Raw genomic sequence first — 15123 nt, forward strand, 5'->3', positions numbered from 1 at the left:
GGTGGGGCGTTCTCGGTGGCGAAGGAGATGTGCGTGGACCCGGACGCCGGGCGGCGGTACGCCGAAGAGGTCGGGGTCGCCCTCGCTCAGATGGGTACCACCCCGGCCTTCGGCAAGCTGCTCGGCTGGCTGCTGATCTGCGACCCGCCGGGCCAGACCACCGCGCAACTGTGCCAGGCGGTCGGGCTGTCCAAGGCCTCCGTCTCGGCCGGGATGCGGGCCCTGGAGCAGTCCGGCATGGTGCGTCGGGTGCCGACCAGCGGCCGGGGCCACGCGTACGAGATGCACCCGGACGCCTTCGCCCGGGCGATCGACCCCACCGACAAGATGCGCACCTTCATCGACCTGATGCAGCGCGGCATCGACCTCGTCGGCGACGCCGACGCCCCGGAGGCGGACCGGCTCCGGCACACCCGCGACTTCTACACATTCATGATCGAACGGACGCCCGCGCTGATGGAGGAGTTCCGGCGGCAGACCGAACGGGACGTGTGACGGTGCGGGTCCTGATCGTCACCGTCGGATCCCGCGGCGACGTCCAGCCGTACCTGGCGCTCGGCACCGGGCTGCAGGCGGCCGGCCACGACGTCACCCTGGCCACCTGCGCCAGGTTCCGGTCCTTCGTCACCGACCACGGCCTGGTGTACGGCCACCTCGGCGATGACATCCTGCAACTGCTCGATTCGGCGGCGGGCCGCGCCGCGATGGAGGACACCACCGGGCTTCTCGGCTCGATCAGGACCAACATCAGGCTGGCCCGGCAGGCCAACCCGATCAACCGGGGGCTGCTGGCCGACGTCTGGCAGGCGGCCCGCCAGGCCGACCCGGACGTGATCGTCTACCACCCCAAGGCGCTGGCCGGCCCGCACGTCGCCGAGAAACTCGGCGTGCCGGCAGTGCAGGCGGTGCCCGTACCGATGTCCGTGGCGACCGGCGACTTCCCGATGATCGGCATGCCCGCGTTGCCGCTCGGCCGCCGGTACAACCGGCTCACCTACCGGCTCGCCGGTGCCGGCTACCGGATGTACGACGGCATGGTCAACACCTTCCGGCAGGAGACGTTGGGGTTGGCCAGGAGCAGCGGCGCGGCCCTGGCCACCCGGCTGCCCGACGGGCGGCCGATCCCGGTGCTGCACGCGATCAGCGGCCACGTCGTGCCGCGCCCCGCCGACTGGCCCGGCCACGCCCAGCTCACCGGATACTGGTTCCTCGATGATGCCACCGGCTGGCAGCCACCGGCCGAGCTGATCGACTTCCTCGACGCCGGTGACCCACCGGTGTACATCGGCTTCGGCAGCATGGCCGGGCGGGACCCGCGGCGCCTCACCCGGGCCGTCACCGCAGCGCTGCGCCTGGCCAACGTACGCGGCGTCGTCGCCACCGGCTGGGGTGGGCTGGACGCGGCGGACCTGCCGGACACCGTCCTGCCCATCACCCAGGCACCGCACGACTGGTTGTTTCCCCGGGTGTCCGCCGTGGTGCATCACGGCGGGGCCGGCACCACCGCTGCCGCCCTGCGCGCCGGCCGACCGTCGGTGATCTGCCCGTTCATCCTGGACCAGTTCTTCTGGGGTCGGCGGGTCGCCGCGCTCGGCGCGGGCAGCGCCCCGGTGCCGCAGTCCACGCTCACCGGGCAGCGGCTCGCCGCCGCGATCCGCCAGGTCACCACCGACGCCGACATCCAGGAGGCGGCGGCCGGGTTGGGGCGGCGCATCACGGCCGAGGACGGCGTCGCGAGCGCGGTGGCGCGGATCGAAGCCGCAGCGGCGTGACCGACCCCGGGTCGTCGACGTTCACGGTCCCGAGTCGGGTTTCGGCCGCACGATGAACCAGATCGCGTGCACGTCCTGGTCGCTGCGGTTCTCCAGCAGGTGCGGGCGGGACGAGTCGAACACCATGCTGTCCCCGGCGCCGAGCACGACCTCCTGGAAGCCGACCTGACAGGTCAGCTCACCCTCCATGATGTAGGCGTGCTCGTGGCCGGTGTGCCGCTGGAACCGGCCGGACACACTGGACTTCGCACCGGGCGGGTAGGTGACCCGCAGGAACTCGGTGCCGGACCCGGTCGCCGGGCCGAGCTGCTCCCAGACGACACCGCTGTCCATCTCGATCCGTCGACCCTGGTCGCGGCGCACGATCGCCACCTCGGTGTCCAGCCGGGCCTCGATGGTGGCGGCGGCGGGGACCGGTGCGGAGCCGTTCGGCGACGGCGGGGTGTCGAACAGGTCGACCATCGACATGTCGAGGGCTTCGACGATCGCGTACAGCGTGCTCACCGAGGAGCGGGACCGGCCTGTCTCCACCAGTGAGAGCATGCTCGCTGAGACGCCGACCTTCTTGGCGAGCGCCCGCAGCGACATACCGCGTGCCTGGCGGGCGGCGCGGATCCGCCCACCCAGGTCTTCCGCCTCAGACAATGTCAAGCCACCCCAAACAGCCCAATCAGTCGATCTCTGTGAATCTACCCGATCACGCCCGGTGTCGGCTAGCTGATGCCGGGGTTTCGGTGAGTCCTGTTGAACGAAGTGTTGACTGAGGCTTGACACTGGCGTGGTGTGCGTCTCATCCTGGGCAGACACATTTCCTGGACGAGTCACCTGGGTTTCAACGACGTTCACGTAGTTCGACGAAGGGACGGCACCGATGACAGGCAACGTCCTGCTCGCGGGAGGAATAGTTGTCACGTGCGCCGGGGCAGACGAGGTGCTCTGGCCGGCGGACGTACTGATCGACAACGGGGTGATCACGGCGATCGGTCGTGACCTGCCCGCCGGTCACGCGCAGCGGGTCGACGTGTCCGGGCGCATCGTCATGCCCGGTCTGGTCGACACCCACCGGCACACCTGGCAGGCAGTGGTCCGCAACATCGCCTCGGACTGGACCCTGGACCAGTACCTGGTCGGCCTGCACGTCGGGCTGAGCCGCTACTTCCGGCCGGAGGACACCTACGCCGGAACGCTGATCGGCGCCCTGGAAGCGCTCGACGCCGGCGTCACCACCCTGCTCGACTGGTCACACAACCTGTTCACCCCCGACCACACGGACGCCGCCGTGGACGCCCTCACCGACGCCGGACTCCGCGCGGTGTTCGCCCACGGCGGGGGCGCGCAGCAGTGGGGCGGGGAGATGCCCTCACCGGTGCCGCACCCCGAGGCCGACGTACGCCGGTTGCGCGCCGGCCGGTTCGCCGACAACACCGGCCTGGTCACCATGGGGCTGGCGCTGCGCGGACCGCAGTTCAGCACCCTGGAGGTCACCAAGGGCGACTTCCAGCTCGCCCGCGAACTGGACCTGCGGGTGTCGGTGCACGTCGGCGACGGACACTGGGGCAAGATCAAACCGATCCACCAGATGAACGGCGAGGGCCTGCTCAGCGACCAGGTCACCTACGTGCACTGCAACACGCTCGCCGACGACGAGCTGCGGCTGATCGCCGACACCGGCGGCACCGCGTCGATCGCCCCCGACGTGGAAATGCAGATGGGGCACGGCTGGCCGGCCACCGGGCGGCTGCTCGACCTCGGCGTACGGCCGTCGCTGTCGGTCGACGTGTGCAGCTCCATCGGCGGCGACATGTTCACCACCATGCGTACCGCCCTCGCCGTGCAGCGGGCCACCGACAACAGCGCCGCGGTCGCGGCCGGCGAGGCCCCCGAGCGGGTCCGACTGTCCTGCGCCGACGTGCTGCGCTTCGCCACCATCGACGGCGCGCGGGCCAACGGACTCGACGCGGTCACCGGCTCGCTGGAGGTCGGCAAGGCGGCGGACATCGTCATCCTGGCCGGCGACTCACTCGCCACGATGCCGATGAACAACCCGGTCGCCTCCATCGTCTACGCCGCCCACCCCGGAATGGTCCGCGACGTGCTGGTGGCCGGCCGGTTCGTCAAGCGCGACGGCAAGCTCGTCGGGGTGGACCTCGACCGGCTGCGGGGCCTCGCCGAAGCCTCCCGCGACCACGTCATCTCCTCGCTCGACGGCGCGGCGATCGGCGGCGGCTGGCAGCCCGACCCGAAGCTGCTGCTGGCATGAGCACCCAGACCGTGGCGGGCGCACCGCCGACACCGACGACACCGGCCGTGCGGCTGGCCGACCCGCTGCGGGTGCAACTCGCCGGCTGGCCCGCGAGCCGCGCCCTGGCCGCGGTCGTGGTGCTCTTCGCCGCCAGCGCGATCATCTCGCCGGCCAGTGTCGGCAGCACGGCGCTGCTGGCCATGCTGCCGTTCGCCGCGCTGACCATGGTGGTCTCGCTCGGCCAGACCCTGGTCGTGCAGCAGGCCGGCCTCGACCTGTCGGTGGCCGGTGGCATCGCCCTCGGCGCGCTCGTCGTCGCCCGCTACGGCGGCGCGGACGCTCTCGGGCTCGCCCCGGCGATCGGGCTGGCGCTGCTCGTCGCGGCGGTCGCCGGACTGGCCAGCGGGCTCGTGGTGACGTACCTGGGGCTGCCCGCCCTGGTCGTCACCCTCGCGATGAACGCGGTGCTGCTCGGCTTCGTGCAGTACCTGTCCGGCGGCTACAGCGCCCAGGTCACCGAGTCGTTCGCCGGCTTCGCGGTCGGCCGTACCCTCGGCCTGCCCAACCTGCTCTACCTGGCGGTGGCGCTGGTCGCCGTCGCCCAACTCGTCCTCAAGACCACCGTGATCGGCCGCCGGTTCGAGCTGGTCGGCGCGAACCGGCGGGCCGCACACGCGGCCGGCATCAACACCCGGCGCTACACGGTCGCCGCCTATCTGCTGTCCGGGCTGCTCGCCGGGGCCACCGGGGTGCTGCTCGCAGGCTTCCTGCGCACCACCACGCTCAGCGCGGGGGACAGCTACCTGCTGCCGTCGGTGGCTGCCGTCGTGCTCGGCGGCACCGCACTCACCGGCGGCCGGGGGAGTCTCGTCGGCACCGCCCTGGGTGCGCTGTTCCTCGGTCAGCTCAACCAGCTGGTGCAGACGTACAGCCAGACCGCCGCGATCCAGAACATCGTCCAGGCCGTGATCATCGGCGTGGGCGTGGTGGTCCAACTCAGCCTCGCGGCGCGGCTGCGCCAACGGGCGATCAGACGTACCAGCGGATAGCCCGACCGGACCAACGGACAGCACGCCCGGACCCGAGAGCGCGACCGGACCAACGGACAAGACCAGCCCTTGACGGACCGACCCCCGTCGGCGGAAGACCTCCGCCGGCCGGCCCACTGTGGCCATATCAAGATGAATTTTCACTCTATTTCATGATCCTGATCCATCATCAAGTCAGGAGAATCTCGATGACCCGAACAACCAACCTGCGCCGCCACCGGCGGTCCGCAGCCGTCACCTTGTTCGCCACCGCCTGCCTCACCGTCACCGCCTGCTCGTCGACCGCCGCCCCGAACGAGGAGACCGGCACCGACGGCGGCACCGTCGCCATCGGCAACACCGGCCCGCTGTCCGACCTGATCGACATGAGCGAGGTCTGCGGCGACGAGCCGGTCACCGTCGGCCTGGTCGACGGCTTCGGCACCAACTCGTGGTCGCGGATCCTGCGCGCCGAGATCGAGGACGAGGCAGGCAAGTGCCCGGCGATCGAGGGCGTCGAGTACGCCGCCGGCCGCGGCGACCTGCAGGCCACCCTCTCGGCCATCACCGGCATGACCGCCAAGGGCGTCGACATCCTGCTCGTCGTGCCGTCCGCCGGACCGGGCGCGTCGCACCTGCCGGCGATCCAGGCCGCCCACGCCGCCGGCGTGGTCGTCGTCCCGATCGCCGCCGACCCCACCGGTACGCCCGGCACCGACTACTTCGACTACGTCGACTGGGACACCCGGCACGACGGCGTGCTGTGGGCACAGTGGATGGTTGACCGGCTCGGAGCGGAGGGCGGCAACGTCGTCCTGCTCGGCGGCCCGGCCGGCAACGCGGTCAGTCAGCAGGAACTCGAAGGCATCAACGAGGTCTTCGCCACCGCCCCGCAGATCAACGTGCTGACCCCGGAGCCGGTCACCACCAACTGGGACCCGGCCATGACCCAGCAGGCGATGGCCGGTCTGCTCGCCAAGTACCCGCAGATCGACGGCGTGATCAGCGACTACGGCACCGCCACCATGGGCGCCATCCGGGCGTTCCAGAGCGCCGGCCGGCCGCTGGTGCCGATCGCCACCACCGACGACAACGAACTGAGCTGCCTGTTCGACGACGCCAAGGCCGACAACCCGGACTTCGAGCTGGCCACCGTGTCGGCCCGTACCTGGATCGGCCGGGTCGGGCTGCGCAAGGCACTCGCGCAGATCAACGGCCTGGACAACCCGGAGCCGTCGCTGATCCAGCTCAGCCTCTACGAGGACTCCACCGGAGCCGCCGACGGCGCGGTCACCCCCGCCGACGCCTGCCAGCCGGCGCTGCCGCCGGGTGCCTCGCCCTCGTCGCAGCTGTCCGCCGACGACCTCGCCGCGCTGTTCGAGGGCTGACCGCGATGACGACGTCGGTCCGCCACGACACCGTGTTGACCCTGCGCGGGATCGTCAAGACCTATCCGGGCGTACGCGCCCTCGACGGGGTCGACCTGACCGTGCGGGCCGGCGAGGTGCACGCCGTCCTCGGTGAGAACGGGGCCGGAAAGTCCACCCTGGTCGGGGTCGCCGCCGGCGCGGTGGCCCCCGACTCGGGCACCATCACCCTGCTCGGGCGCGAGCACCGGCGGCTGACCCCGGCGCTGGCCCGCGACGACGGCCTGGCGCTGGTCTACCAGACGCCGGTGCTCGTCGGCAGCCTCACCGTCGCCGAGTCGATGCTGATGCTGCTGCCCGAGCGGGTCCGGCCCGGCGTCGACCAGGTGGCCACCTGGACCCGCCGCCACCTCGACGAACTCGGCCTGCCCATCGACGCCGACACCCTGGTCGCCGACCTCACCCCACGCCAGGCGCACCTGGTCGAGATCGCCGCCGCGCTCGGCAGCGAACCGCAGGTGCTCGTCCTCGACGAGCCCACCGAGGCGCTCGGGCCGGACGAGACCGAGTGGCTGTTCGAGCAGGTCCGCCGGCTGGTCGCGGCCGGCGGGGCGGTCGTCTACATCACCCACCGGATCCCGGAGATCCGCCAGATCGCGCAGCGGCTGACCGTGCTGCGTGACGGCCGGGTGGTCGACAGCGGCGACGTCGGGGCGCAGACCGACGAGGAGATCGTCGAGCTGATCGTCGGGCGCTCGCTGGAGACCACCTTCCCGCCAAAGGCCGATCTGCCCGCTGGGCGGGCCGCCGCCGACCTGCCTGCAGCCGGGCAGGCGGACCCCGACCCGCCGCTGCTGACCTTCGACGGTCTCACCGGCACCGGGTTCCGGGGCGTCGACGGCGGGGTACGCCGCGGCGAGATCCTCGGCCTCGCCGGGGTCGAGGGCAACGGGCAGCGGCAGTTCCTGCGGGCGCTCGCCGGCCTGGTGCCGGCGAGCGGCCGGGTGGCGGTCGACAGCCGGCCGGTACGGCTGACCGGGCCGGCCGCCGCCGCCCGCCACGGCATCGTCTTCCTCTCCGGCGAACGGCTCGCCGAAGCGATGTTCGGCCAGCTCAGCGTCCGGGAGAACGTGGCCGCGACGCACCTGCCGGCGGTGTCGATCGGCAAGGTGCTGCCCCGGCGGGGCGCGGAGCGGCAGACGGTGGCCGCCGCGGTGACGTCGCTGCGGGTCAAGACGGCCACCCTGGACAGTCCAGTCGGCGCGCTGTCCGGCGGCAACCAGCAGAAGGCGCTGCTGGCCCGGGCAGCGCTCGGCGAGCCCGCCGTACTGCTGGTCGAGGACCCCACCCAGGGTGTCGACGCCGGCGCCCGGGTGGAGATCTACCGGGTGCTGCGCGAGATGGCCGCGCGCGGCACCGCCGTGGTGGTGCTGTCCACCGACGCGGTCGAGCTGGAAGGGCTCTGCGACCGGGTGCTGGTCTTCTCCCGGGGCCGGGTGCAGGCCGAACTGGCCGCCGACACGCTCTCCGAGCGGCACGTCACCGGCGCCGCCGTGCTCGCCACCGAAGCGGCGGTCGAGCATGGCGCCAACCGGGCCCGTCCGCCCCGGCGGCGGCTGTTCGGCGGCGAGACGCAGACCCTGGCGGTGCTGGCGATGACCGTCGTGGGCGCAGCGGTCACCGCCGCGTCGTCGCCGGCCTTCCTGAGCCTGATCAGCCTGCAGCAGCTGCTGGTCGCCGCCGCGTCGCTGGCCCTGGTCGGCCTCGCCCAACTGGTCGTCGTCCTGACCGGCGGGATCGACCTGTCGGTCGGCTCGACGGTGGCGGTCGCGGTGGTCGTCGTGTCGTTCTTCGCCGACGGCGCACCCGCCGCCTTCGCTGTCGGGATCGTCGCGGCTGTCGGCGCCGGCGTCCTGGTCGGCCTGATAAACGGGACCCTGGTGACCGCCGTCGGGCTGCCCCCGGTGGTGGCCACACTGATCACCGGGATCGGCGTACTCGGGGTGGCGCAGCTGCTGCGGCCGCTGCCCGGCGGGGCGGCCAGCGGCGCGCTGCGGACCCTGCTCGGCACCACGATCGCCGGCGTACCGCTGACCTTCCTGGTGGCGGTCGTCGCCGGCGTCGCCGGGCACCTGCTGCTGCGCCGCTCGCGCCTCGGCCGGGCGCTGCGGGCCACCGGCTCCGACCCGGTGCGGGCCGCGCGGATGGGCGTCGACACCACCCGGACCAAACTCACCGGGTACGCCCTCGCCGGCGCGCTGGCCGCGCTCGGCGGGGTGGTGCTGTACGCGCAGACCGGAGTCGGCAACGCCGCCGTCGGCCAGGCGCTCACCCTCGCCTCCGTGGCGGCGGTGGTGCTCGGCGGGGCGAGCATCTTCGGCGGCTCCGGTTCGGCGCTGGCCACCGTCGCCGCCGCCCTGTTCCTGCAGACCGTCACCAGCGCGATCAGTTTCCTGTCGTTCAGCCTCGCCTGGCAGTTCTGGATCCAGGGCGTCCTGGTGGTGGCCGCCGCCTCGTTCCCGCTGCTGCGCAGCCGGCGACGCAGGCGGGCCGTCGTCGCACTCGCCGCCGACTGAGGCCGGCAGGCCCGACCGGGGCCAGCAGACCTGCGTACGGAAGAAGGGGGATCAGCACATGTACGGGGATCAGCGCGTCTACCACGTGACCCGAATGGACGACGAGCGGGCGGTCACGCCGCCCGGGTACGCCGAGCACAGCACCGGCTTCCGACGCCAGGACCTGATCGGCCGGGAAACCGGCTCGCACCACATGACGATGAGCACCGGCATCCTCGACCCGGGCGGTGCCATCGCGGTCACCGTTCACTCGTACGAGAAGAGCCTGTGGATCTGGTCCGGTGAACTGACCCTGACCATGCTCGGCCAGCGGCTGACCCTGCGGGCCGACGACTGCGCGTTGGTGCCGGTGGCGGTGGCGCACCAGCTCACCGCCGGGCGCGCCGGTGCCCGGTGGTTGGAGATGTCCGCGCCGGTGCGGCTGCTGCCCGGCGACCACCGCCGGGACACCTTCTTCGTCCCCGGTGAGCTCACCGGCGGCGAGTTCGGCGGCGAGGCCGGCGGGGTCGACCTGCGCGACCCCCGCAACCGGCACTCCTTCCGCTTCGACAGCTCCTCGATGGACCTGCGCCGGCTGGCCCGGGGCAGTGACCCGAACGCCCCGGAGGTGTCCGCCAGCATGGCCACCGCGCTGCTCGCGTACAGCGGCATCGGCATCCGGATGCTCGCCGACCAGCGGGTCGGTGCGCAGCTGCACACCATGTTCATGGTCGAGTACCAGCCGACCGCGGTCGCCCACCCGCACGACCACCCGTTCGAGGAGGCGTACGTGTTCACCGAGGGACGCACCGAGGCGGTGGTGGCCGGCGGCGTCGAAGTCAGCCTCGAACCCGGCGACGTGCTGTGGACCGGCTCCGGCTGCGACCACGCCTTCTACAACCGCACCGACGGGCGGACCCGGTGGATCGAGACCCAGTCGCCGCAGCCGCCCGCCCAGCACTCGTACCGGTTCAACCGCGACTGGGAGTACCTCGACCGGCAACTCTGCGCCGGAGTCCGGGTCGATCCGCGGTCGACCGGGGCCGCGCCGGACGACACCGGGACGGCTCCGCGATGAGGATCGGCCAACTGGGCACCGGGCGGATGGGCACCGCGATCGCGCGGCGGCTGATCGACGCCGGCCACCAGGTCACCGTCTGGAACCGCACCGCGGCCAAGGCCGCGCCGCTGGTCGAGCAGGGAGCGGTACCCGCGGCGACGCTCGCCGACCTGGCCGGCTGCCCGGTGGTGTTCGTCTCGGTCTCCTCCTCCGACGACCTGCTCGCCGTGCTCGACCCCGGCGACGGGTTGCTGTCCGCAGCCGACGGGGGGTTGCGGACCGTGGTGGACTGCTCCACCGTCGCGGTCGAGGCGTCCGCCGCCGCCCGCGAACTCTGCGCACAGGCCGGCGTGGCGTTCCTCGCCGCGCCGATCAGCGGCAACCCGGAGGTGGTCGGCTCCGGGCGGGCCTGCCTGGTCGCCTCCGGGCCGGCGGGCACCTTCGCCGACGTCGAGCCGCTGCTGCGGGCCGTCGGCCGGATCGCGGTGCACGCCGGGGAGCAGGAACAGGCCCGGCTGGTGAAGCTGGCCCACAACCTCTACCTGGGCGCGCTCGCGCAGGCACTGGTGGAGGTGACCACGCTGGTCGAGAAGGCCGGCACCGACCGTCGGGCGTTCCTCGACTTCCTCGGCAACGCCGTCGTCGGCTCCGAGTGGGTGCGCCAGCGTACCCCCGATCTGGCCGACCGGGACTGGACGCCCACCTTCACCGGCGTCCTGTTGCGCAAGGACCTCGACCTGGGCCTGGCCGCCGCCCGCGACCACGAGGTGCCGATGCCGGTGGTGTCCATGGTGCACCAGCTGGTGCAGCAGGCCGTCGGCAACGGCTACGGCGAGCAGGACCTGCTCGCCCTCTACGAGATCCAGGCCGCCGCCGCCGGCCTGACCGACCACCAGATGCAGGAAAGGAGTGCCCGATGAGCACCGCCACCTTCGGGTTGAACGTCGTCGACTGGGAGGCCCGGGTCGACCCGGCCCGGCTGCGCCGTGAGCGGCTGGCGCGGCTGCGCCGCCAACTCGACGCGTCGTCGGTCGGGGCACTGCTGACCTTCGACTTCCACAACATCCGCTACATGACCGCCACCCACATCGGCACCTGGGCGATGGACAAGCTGATCCGCTTCGCGCTGCTGCCGCGCGGGGGGGAACCCGTACTGTGGGACTTCGGCTCCGCCGCCCGCCACCACGAGCTGTACGCGCCGTGGCTGGACTACCGGGGCGCGACCGACGGCGAGGGCCGGCCGATCGCCCCCGCCGCGCAGGGCACCAGTGGCTCCCGGGCCGGCATCTCGGTGCTGCGCGGCGCCTTCCACCCCGACGCCGGCGTCGCCGAGGCGGTCGCGGACAAGATCTACGCCGAACTCGACCGGTACGGGCTGACCGACGCCCCGCTCGGCGTCGACATGCTCGAACTGCCGATCCTGACCGCGTTGCAGGCCAGAGGCATCGAGGTCGTCGACGGCCAGCAGATCTTCCTGGAAGCCCGGCGGATCAAGACCCCCGACGAGATCGCGCTGCTCACCACGGCCGCGTCGATGGTCGACGCCGCCTACGACGACCTGTACGCGTTCCTACGCCCCGGCGTACGGGAGAACGAAACCGTCGGGCTGGTCGCCAAGAAACTGTTCGACCTCGGCTCCGAACACGTCGAAGGGGTCAACGCGATCTCCGGGGAACGCTGCTCGCCGCACCCGCACGTGTTCAGTGACCGGCTGATCCGCCCCGGCGACCCGGCGTTCTTCGACATCCTGCACAGCTTCATGGGCTACCGCACCTGCTACTACCGCACCTTTGCGGTGGGCAGTGCCTCCCGGGCCCAGGTCGACGCCTACCAGCGGTGCCGCGACTACATGGACCAGGCGATCGAGCTGGTCAAGCCGGGCGCGACCACCGCCGACATCGTCTCGGTCTGGCCGACCGCGCAGGAGTTCGGCTTCGCCGACGAGGAGGCCGCGTTCGGCCTGCAGTACGGCCACGGCGTCGGACTGTCCATCTGGGAGAAGCCGATCTTCAGCCGACTCGTCTCACTGGAGCACCCCGAGGTGATCGAGGAGGGCATGGTCTTCGCGCTGGAGACCTACTGGCCGGCCGCCGACGGCTGGGGTGCCGCCCGGATCGAGGAGGAACTGGTCGTCACCGCCGACGGTGCCGAGGTGATCACCAAGTTCCCGGCCGAGCAGCTGCTCGTGGCCGGTCAGCGCTACTTCACCACCGGCGGGGCGCTGCCGCTGCAGCGGCACAGCCAGTCGCACATCAACAACCGGCCCGGTGCGGACGGAGTGGACCGATGACCCTGCCGCTGCAACACCACCTGTACGGCGAGCACGACGCCGTCCTGCCGCCGGGTGACGTGACCCGGCACGACAGCGCGCCGATCGACCTGGACACCCGGCTGCACCTGTACCGGCGTCAGCAGGAGATGCGCCAGTTCGAGAAGCGGGCGTACGACCTGTTCATGCAGCAGCTGGTGAAGGGCACCAGCCACCTGTCGCTGGGGATGGAGGCGATCGCCGCCGGCTTCGGTGTGGCGATGCGCGCCGACGACTACAGCTTCGCCACCTACCGGGGTCACGCGCACACCCTGGCCCGGGGCGTCGGGATGACCCCGGTGCTGGCCGAACTGCTCGGCCGGGCCAACGGCCTGCTCGGCGGCAAGGGCGGCTCGATGCACCTGACCAGCGTCGAGCACGGCATGCTGGGCTCGTACGCGATCATCGGCGCGCATCTGACGATCGCCAACGGCGCGGCCTGGTCCGCCCAGTACCGGGGCTCCGGGCAGGTCGCGGTCTGCTTCTTCGGCGACGGCACCACCAACATCGGGGCGTTCCACGAGGCGCTCAACTACGCCGCCGTGTACCGGCTGCCGGTGGTGTTCGTCTGCGAGAACAACCTGTACATGGAGTACACGGTCACCAGCGACATCACCGCGGTGCGCCGGCCGGCAGCCGACCGGGCGGCGGCGTACGGGATGACACCGATCGAGATCGACGGCAACGACGCCGACGAGGTCTACCAGACGGCCGTGGCCGCCCTGGCCCGGGCCCGGTCCGGCGCGGGACCGTCGCTGGTGGAGGCGGTCACCTACCGCCACGGCGGGCACTCCCGTGCCGACCCGGGCAAGTACCGGCCGGCGGCCGAGGTGGACGCCTGGAAGGCGTACGACCCGGTGGCGATCTACCGGGGCCGGCTGCGGCGTCTCGGCGTCGACCCGGCGCAGCTGGACCGGATCGACAAGGAGGTGGCCGACGCGGTCGACGAGGCGACCGAGCAGGCCAGCGCCGGTGAGCTGCCCCCACCGGGCAGCGCGATGACCGAGCTGTGGGCGGATGGAGGATCGTCATGGCGCAACTGAGCTACCGCGAGGCGGTCGCCCGGGGCATCGCCCAGGAGATGGACCGCGACGAGCGGGTGGTGCTGGTCGGCGAGGACGTTGCCGGTGCCGGCGGGGTGTTCAAGACGACCGCCGGGCTGCTCGACCGGTTCGGGCCGCGCCGGGTCGTCGACACCCCGATCTCCGAGCAGGCCATCCTCGGCGCGGCGATGGGTGCGGCGATGACCGGGCTGCGCCCGGTCGCCGAGATCATGTTCTCCGACTTCTTCGCGGTCTGCTGGGACATCGTGGTCAACCAGATCGCCAAGACCCGGTACATGACCAACGGCCAGGTCAGCCTGCCGCTGGTGATCAAGTCCGGCAACGGCGGAAGTCTGCGGTTCGGTGCCCAGCACTCGCAGTCGGTGGAGAACTGGGCGATGGCCGTACCCGGTCTGAAGGTGGTCAGCCCGTCCACCCCGACCGACGTGGTCGGCCTGATGGCCGCCGCCGTCCGCAGCGACGACCCGGTGCTGTTCTTCGAACACAAGGGACTGTACGCGGGGCGGGCCGAGGTGCCCGACGGGGAGATCGTCGACACCCTCGGCACCGCGAAGATCCGCCGGCCGGGCCGGGACGCCACCGTCGTCGCGCTCGGTCTGATGGTGCCCCGGGCGCTGCAGGCCGCCGACGAACTCGCCGGGCGGGGCATCGACGTCGAGGTCATCGACGTCCGGTCGCTGGTGCCGCTGGACGTGACCACCATCCTGGACTCGGTGCACCGCACCGGGCGGCTGTTCACCGTCGAGGAGAACCCGCGGCTGCTCGGCTGGGGCGCGGAGATCGCCTCGATCGCCGTCGACGAGGCGTTCTGGGACCTGGACGGGCCGGTCCAGCGGATCACCACCCCGCACATTCCACTGCCGTCCGCCGATTCGCTGGAGGACCTGGTCATCCCGTCGGTGGAGAGCATCGGGCAGACCATCGAGAAGGCGCTGCAGTCGTGACCCGCCAGCAGCACAGCCCCCGGGTGCGGCGGCTCGCCGGCGAACACGGTGTCGACCTGGCCGGCCTGCGCGGGAGCGGCCCGGCCGGTCGGGTACGCCCCGCCGACGTGCTCGCCGCCGCGCAGCCGGCCACCCGGTCGGCATCGACAGCCGCGACCGCCGCCGTGCCGAGTGCCGCCGCCGTCGTCGTGCCGGCGGCCGGCTCCGGCCGTACGGTGGCAGCCGCGGTGGTCGAAGCCCAGCTCGGCGTCGCCGACGATCGTCCGGTCGGGCCGCTCGCCGCCGTCGCGCTGCTGCGGGCGCTGCGCCGCACCCCGCTGGCCGACGCCGACGGACGGCACCTGGCGGTGCTTGTCGACGGCGCGGACGGCAGACGCGGCGTACGGGTGCTGCGCGACGCCGGGGACCTCAACCCGGCGGCCGTCGCCCGCCATCTCGCCGACCCGGACGGTCTCGCCGAGGAAGCGTCCGCCGCCGGCGACGGACCGGCACCGGCTGTCGCGCTGTGCGACAGCGCCGCCGCCGGCCTGCTGCACGAGGTCCCGCAGCTGCCGGCCGGGCTGGCGGCGGTAGTCAGCGTCGGAGTACCCGTCGAGCGACCCACCGTGGTGCGCCACGACGGTCAACCGATGCTGGCCATCGGCGCGGTCAGCACCGTCGGCATCGTCCACGACCCGGCGCGGATCGCACCCGCCGCCGCCCACGCGCTGCTCGGTGCCGTACGCGCCGAACTGGAAACCCTCCGCTCGACGACGAACCCGACGACGAACAGGAACCGTTGAC

Annotated in this window: 13 protein-coding genes; 12 read left to right on the plus strand and 1 reads right to left on the minus strand. The window is 72.4% G+C overall.

The window, feature by feature from the left end:
• The first annotated feature begins 33 nt into the window (after positions 1-33).
• Both O7629_RS07660 and O7629_RS07665 read left to right on the plus strand, forming a co-directional pair.
• Complete coding sequence (locus O7629_RS07660; RefSeq protein ID WP_278174451.1) at positions 34-495, plus strand: MarR family transcriptional regulator; 462 nt, start codon at positions 34-36, stop codon at positions 493-495.
• The gene (locus O7629_RS07665) at positions 492-1772 is read left to right on the plus strand and encodes a glycosyltransferase (RefSeq protein ID WP_278168336.1); all 1281 of its coding nucleotides are present in this window, start codon (positions 492-494) and stop codon (positions 1770-1772) included. The genes O7629_RS07660 and O7629_RS07665 overlap by 4 nt, the downstream gene beginning before the upstream one ends.
• A 21-nt stretch (positions 1773-1793) precedes the next feature.
• On the opposite strand, the gene O7629_RS07670 is transcribed toward O7629_RS07665, so the two are convergent.
• Positions 1794-2417, minus strand: coding sequence for a cupin domain-containing protein (locus tag O7629_RS07670; protein ID WP_278168337.1), 624 nt, complete (start codon positions 2415-2417; stop codon positions 1794-1796).
• Positions 2418-2643: 226 nt separating this feature from the next.
• On the opposite strand from O7629_RS07670, the gene O7629_RS07675 reads away from it, so the two are divergent.
• The 10 genes from O7629_RS07675 to O7629_RS07720 all read left to right on the plus strand — a co-directional run bounded on the left by O7629_RS07675 (position 2644) and on the right by O7629_RS07720 (position 15122).
• Positions 2644-4032, plus strand: coding sequence for an amidohydrolase family protein (locus O7629_RS07675; RefSeq protein ID WP_278168338.1), 1389 nt, complete (start codon positions 2644-2646; stop codon positions 4030-4032).
• Positions 4029-5063: an ABC transporter permease gene (locus O7629_RS07680; RefSeq protein WP_278168339.1), complete on the plus strand. Its 1035-nt coding sequence runs from the start codon at positions 4029-4031 to the stop codon at positions 5061-5063. The genes O7629_RS07675 and O7629_RS07680 overlap by 4 nt, the downstream gene beginning before the upstream one ends.
• A 188-nt stretch (positions 5064-5251) precedes the next feature.
• A complete protein-coding gene (locus tag O7629_RS07685) occupies positions 5252-6430 on the plus strand; it encodes a substrate-binding domain-containing protein (protein ID WP_278168340.1) in 1179 nt (392 codons plus the stop codon).
• A 5-nt stretch (positions 6431-6435) separates the two neighbouring features.
• On the plus strand, positions 6436-8985 hold the full coding sequence (locus O7629_RS07690) for an ATP-binding cassette domain-containing protein (RefSeq protein WP_278168341.1): 2550 nt from the start codon (positions 6436-6438) through the stop codon (positions 8983-8985).
• Between the two features lie 58 nt (positions 8986-9043).
• Positions 9044-10042, plus strand: coding sequence for a cupin domain-containing protein (locus O7629_RS07695; RefSeq protein WP_278168342.1), 999 nt, complete (start codon positions 9044-9046; stop codon positions 10040-10042).
• A complete protein-coding gene (locus O7629_RS07700; protein WP_278168343.1) occupies positions 10039-10944 on the plus strand; it encodes an NAD(P)-dependent oxidoreductase in 906 nt (301 codons plus the stop codon). Before O7629_RS07695 ends, O7629_RS07700 begins: the two co-directional genes overlap by 4 nt.
• Positions 10941-12314: a M24 family metallopeptidase gene (locus O7629_RS07705; RefSeq protein WP_278168344.1), complete on the plus strand. Its 1374-nt coding sequence runs from the start codon at positions 10941-10943 to the stop codon at positions 12312-12314. Before O7629_RS07700 ends, O7629_RS07705 begins: the two co-directional genes overlap by 4 nt.
• Positions 12311-13375 (plus strand): thiamine pyrophosphate-dependent dehydrogenase E1 component subunit alpha, encoded by a 1065-nt coding sequence (locus O7629_RS07710; protein ID WP_278168345.1) that lies wholly within the window; start codon positions 12311-12313, stop codon positions 13373-13375. The genes O7629_RS07705 and O7629_RS07710 overlap by 4 nt, the downstream gene beginning before the upstream one ends.
• Positions 13363-14340, plus strand: a complete 978-nt coding sequence (locus O7629_RS07715) for an alpha-ketoacid dehydrogenase subunit beta (protein ID WP_278168346.1) — start codon at positions 13363-13365, stop codon at positions 14338-14340. The genes O7629_RS07710 and O7629_RS07715 overlap by 13 nt, the downstream gene beginning before the upstream one ends.
• Complete coding sequence (locus tag O7629_RS07720; RefSeq protein ID WP_278168347.1) at positions 14337-15122, plus strand: E3 binding domain-containing protein; 786 nt, start codon at positions 14337-14339, stop codon at positions 15120-15122. The genes O7629_RS07715 and O7629_RS07720 overlap by 4 nt, the downstream gene beginning before the upstream one ends.
• The last annotated feature ends 1 nt before the right edge of the window (position 15123 follow it).

The sequence above is a fragment of the Solwaraspora sp. WMMD792 genome (assembly GCF_029626105.1).
Taxonomy (GTDB): domain Bacteria; phylum Actinomycetota; class Actinomycetes; order Mycobacteriales; family Micromonosporaceae; genus Micromonospora_E.

Coding starts and splice junctions, on each gene's coding strand:
- O7629_RS07675 (WP_278168338.1), top strand. CDS start 2,644: ATGACAGGCAACGTCCTGCTCGCGGGAGGAATAGTTGTCACGTGCGCC.
- O7629_RS07710 (WP_278168345.1), top strand. CDS start 12,311: ATGACCCTGCCGCTGCAACACCACCTGTACGGCGAGCACGACGCCGTC.
- O7629_RS07700 (WP_278168343.1), top strand. CDS start 10,039: ATGAGGATCGGCCAACTGGGCACCGGGCGGATGGGCACCGCGATCGCG.
- O7629_RS07680 (WP_278168339.1), top strand. CDS start 4,029: ATGAGCACCCAGACCGTGGCGGGCGCACCGCCGACACCGACGACACCG.
- O7629_RS07695 (WP_278168342.1), top strand. CDS start 9,044: ATGTACGGGGATCAGCGCGTCTACCACGTGACCCGAATGGACGACGAG.
- O7629_RS07715 (WP_278168346.1), top strand. CDS start 13,363: ATGGCGCAACTGAGCTACCGCGAGGCGGTCGCCCGGGGCATCGCCCAG.
- O7629_RS07690 (WP_278168341.1), top strand. CDS start 6,436: ATGACGACGTCGGTCCGCCACGACACCGTGTTGACCCTGCGCGGGATC.
- O7629_RS07705 (WP_278168344.1), top strand. CDS start 10,941: ATGAGCACCGCCACCTTCGGGTTGAACGTCGTCGACTGGGAGGCCCGG.
- O7629_RS07685 (WP_278168340.1), top strand. CDS start 5,252: ATGACCCGAACAACCAACCTGCGCCGCCACCGGCGGTCCGCAGCCGTC.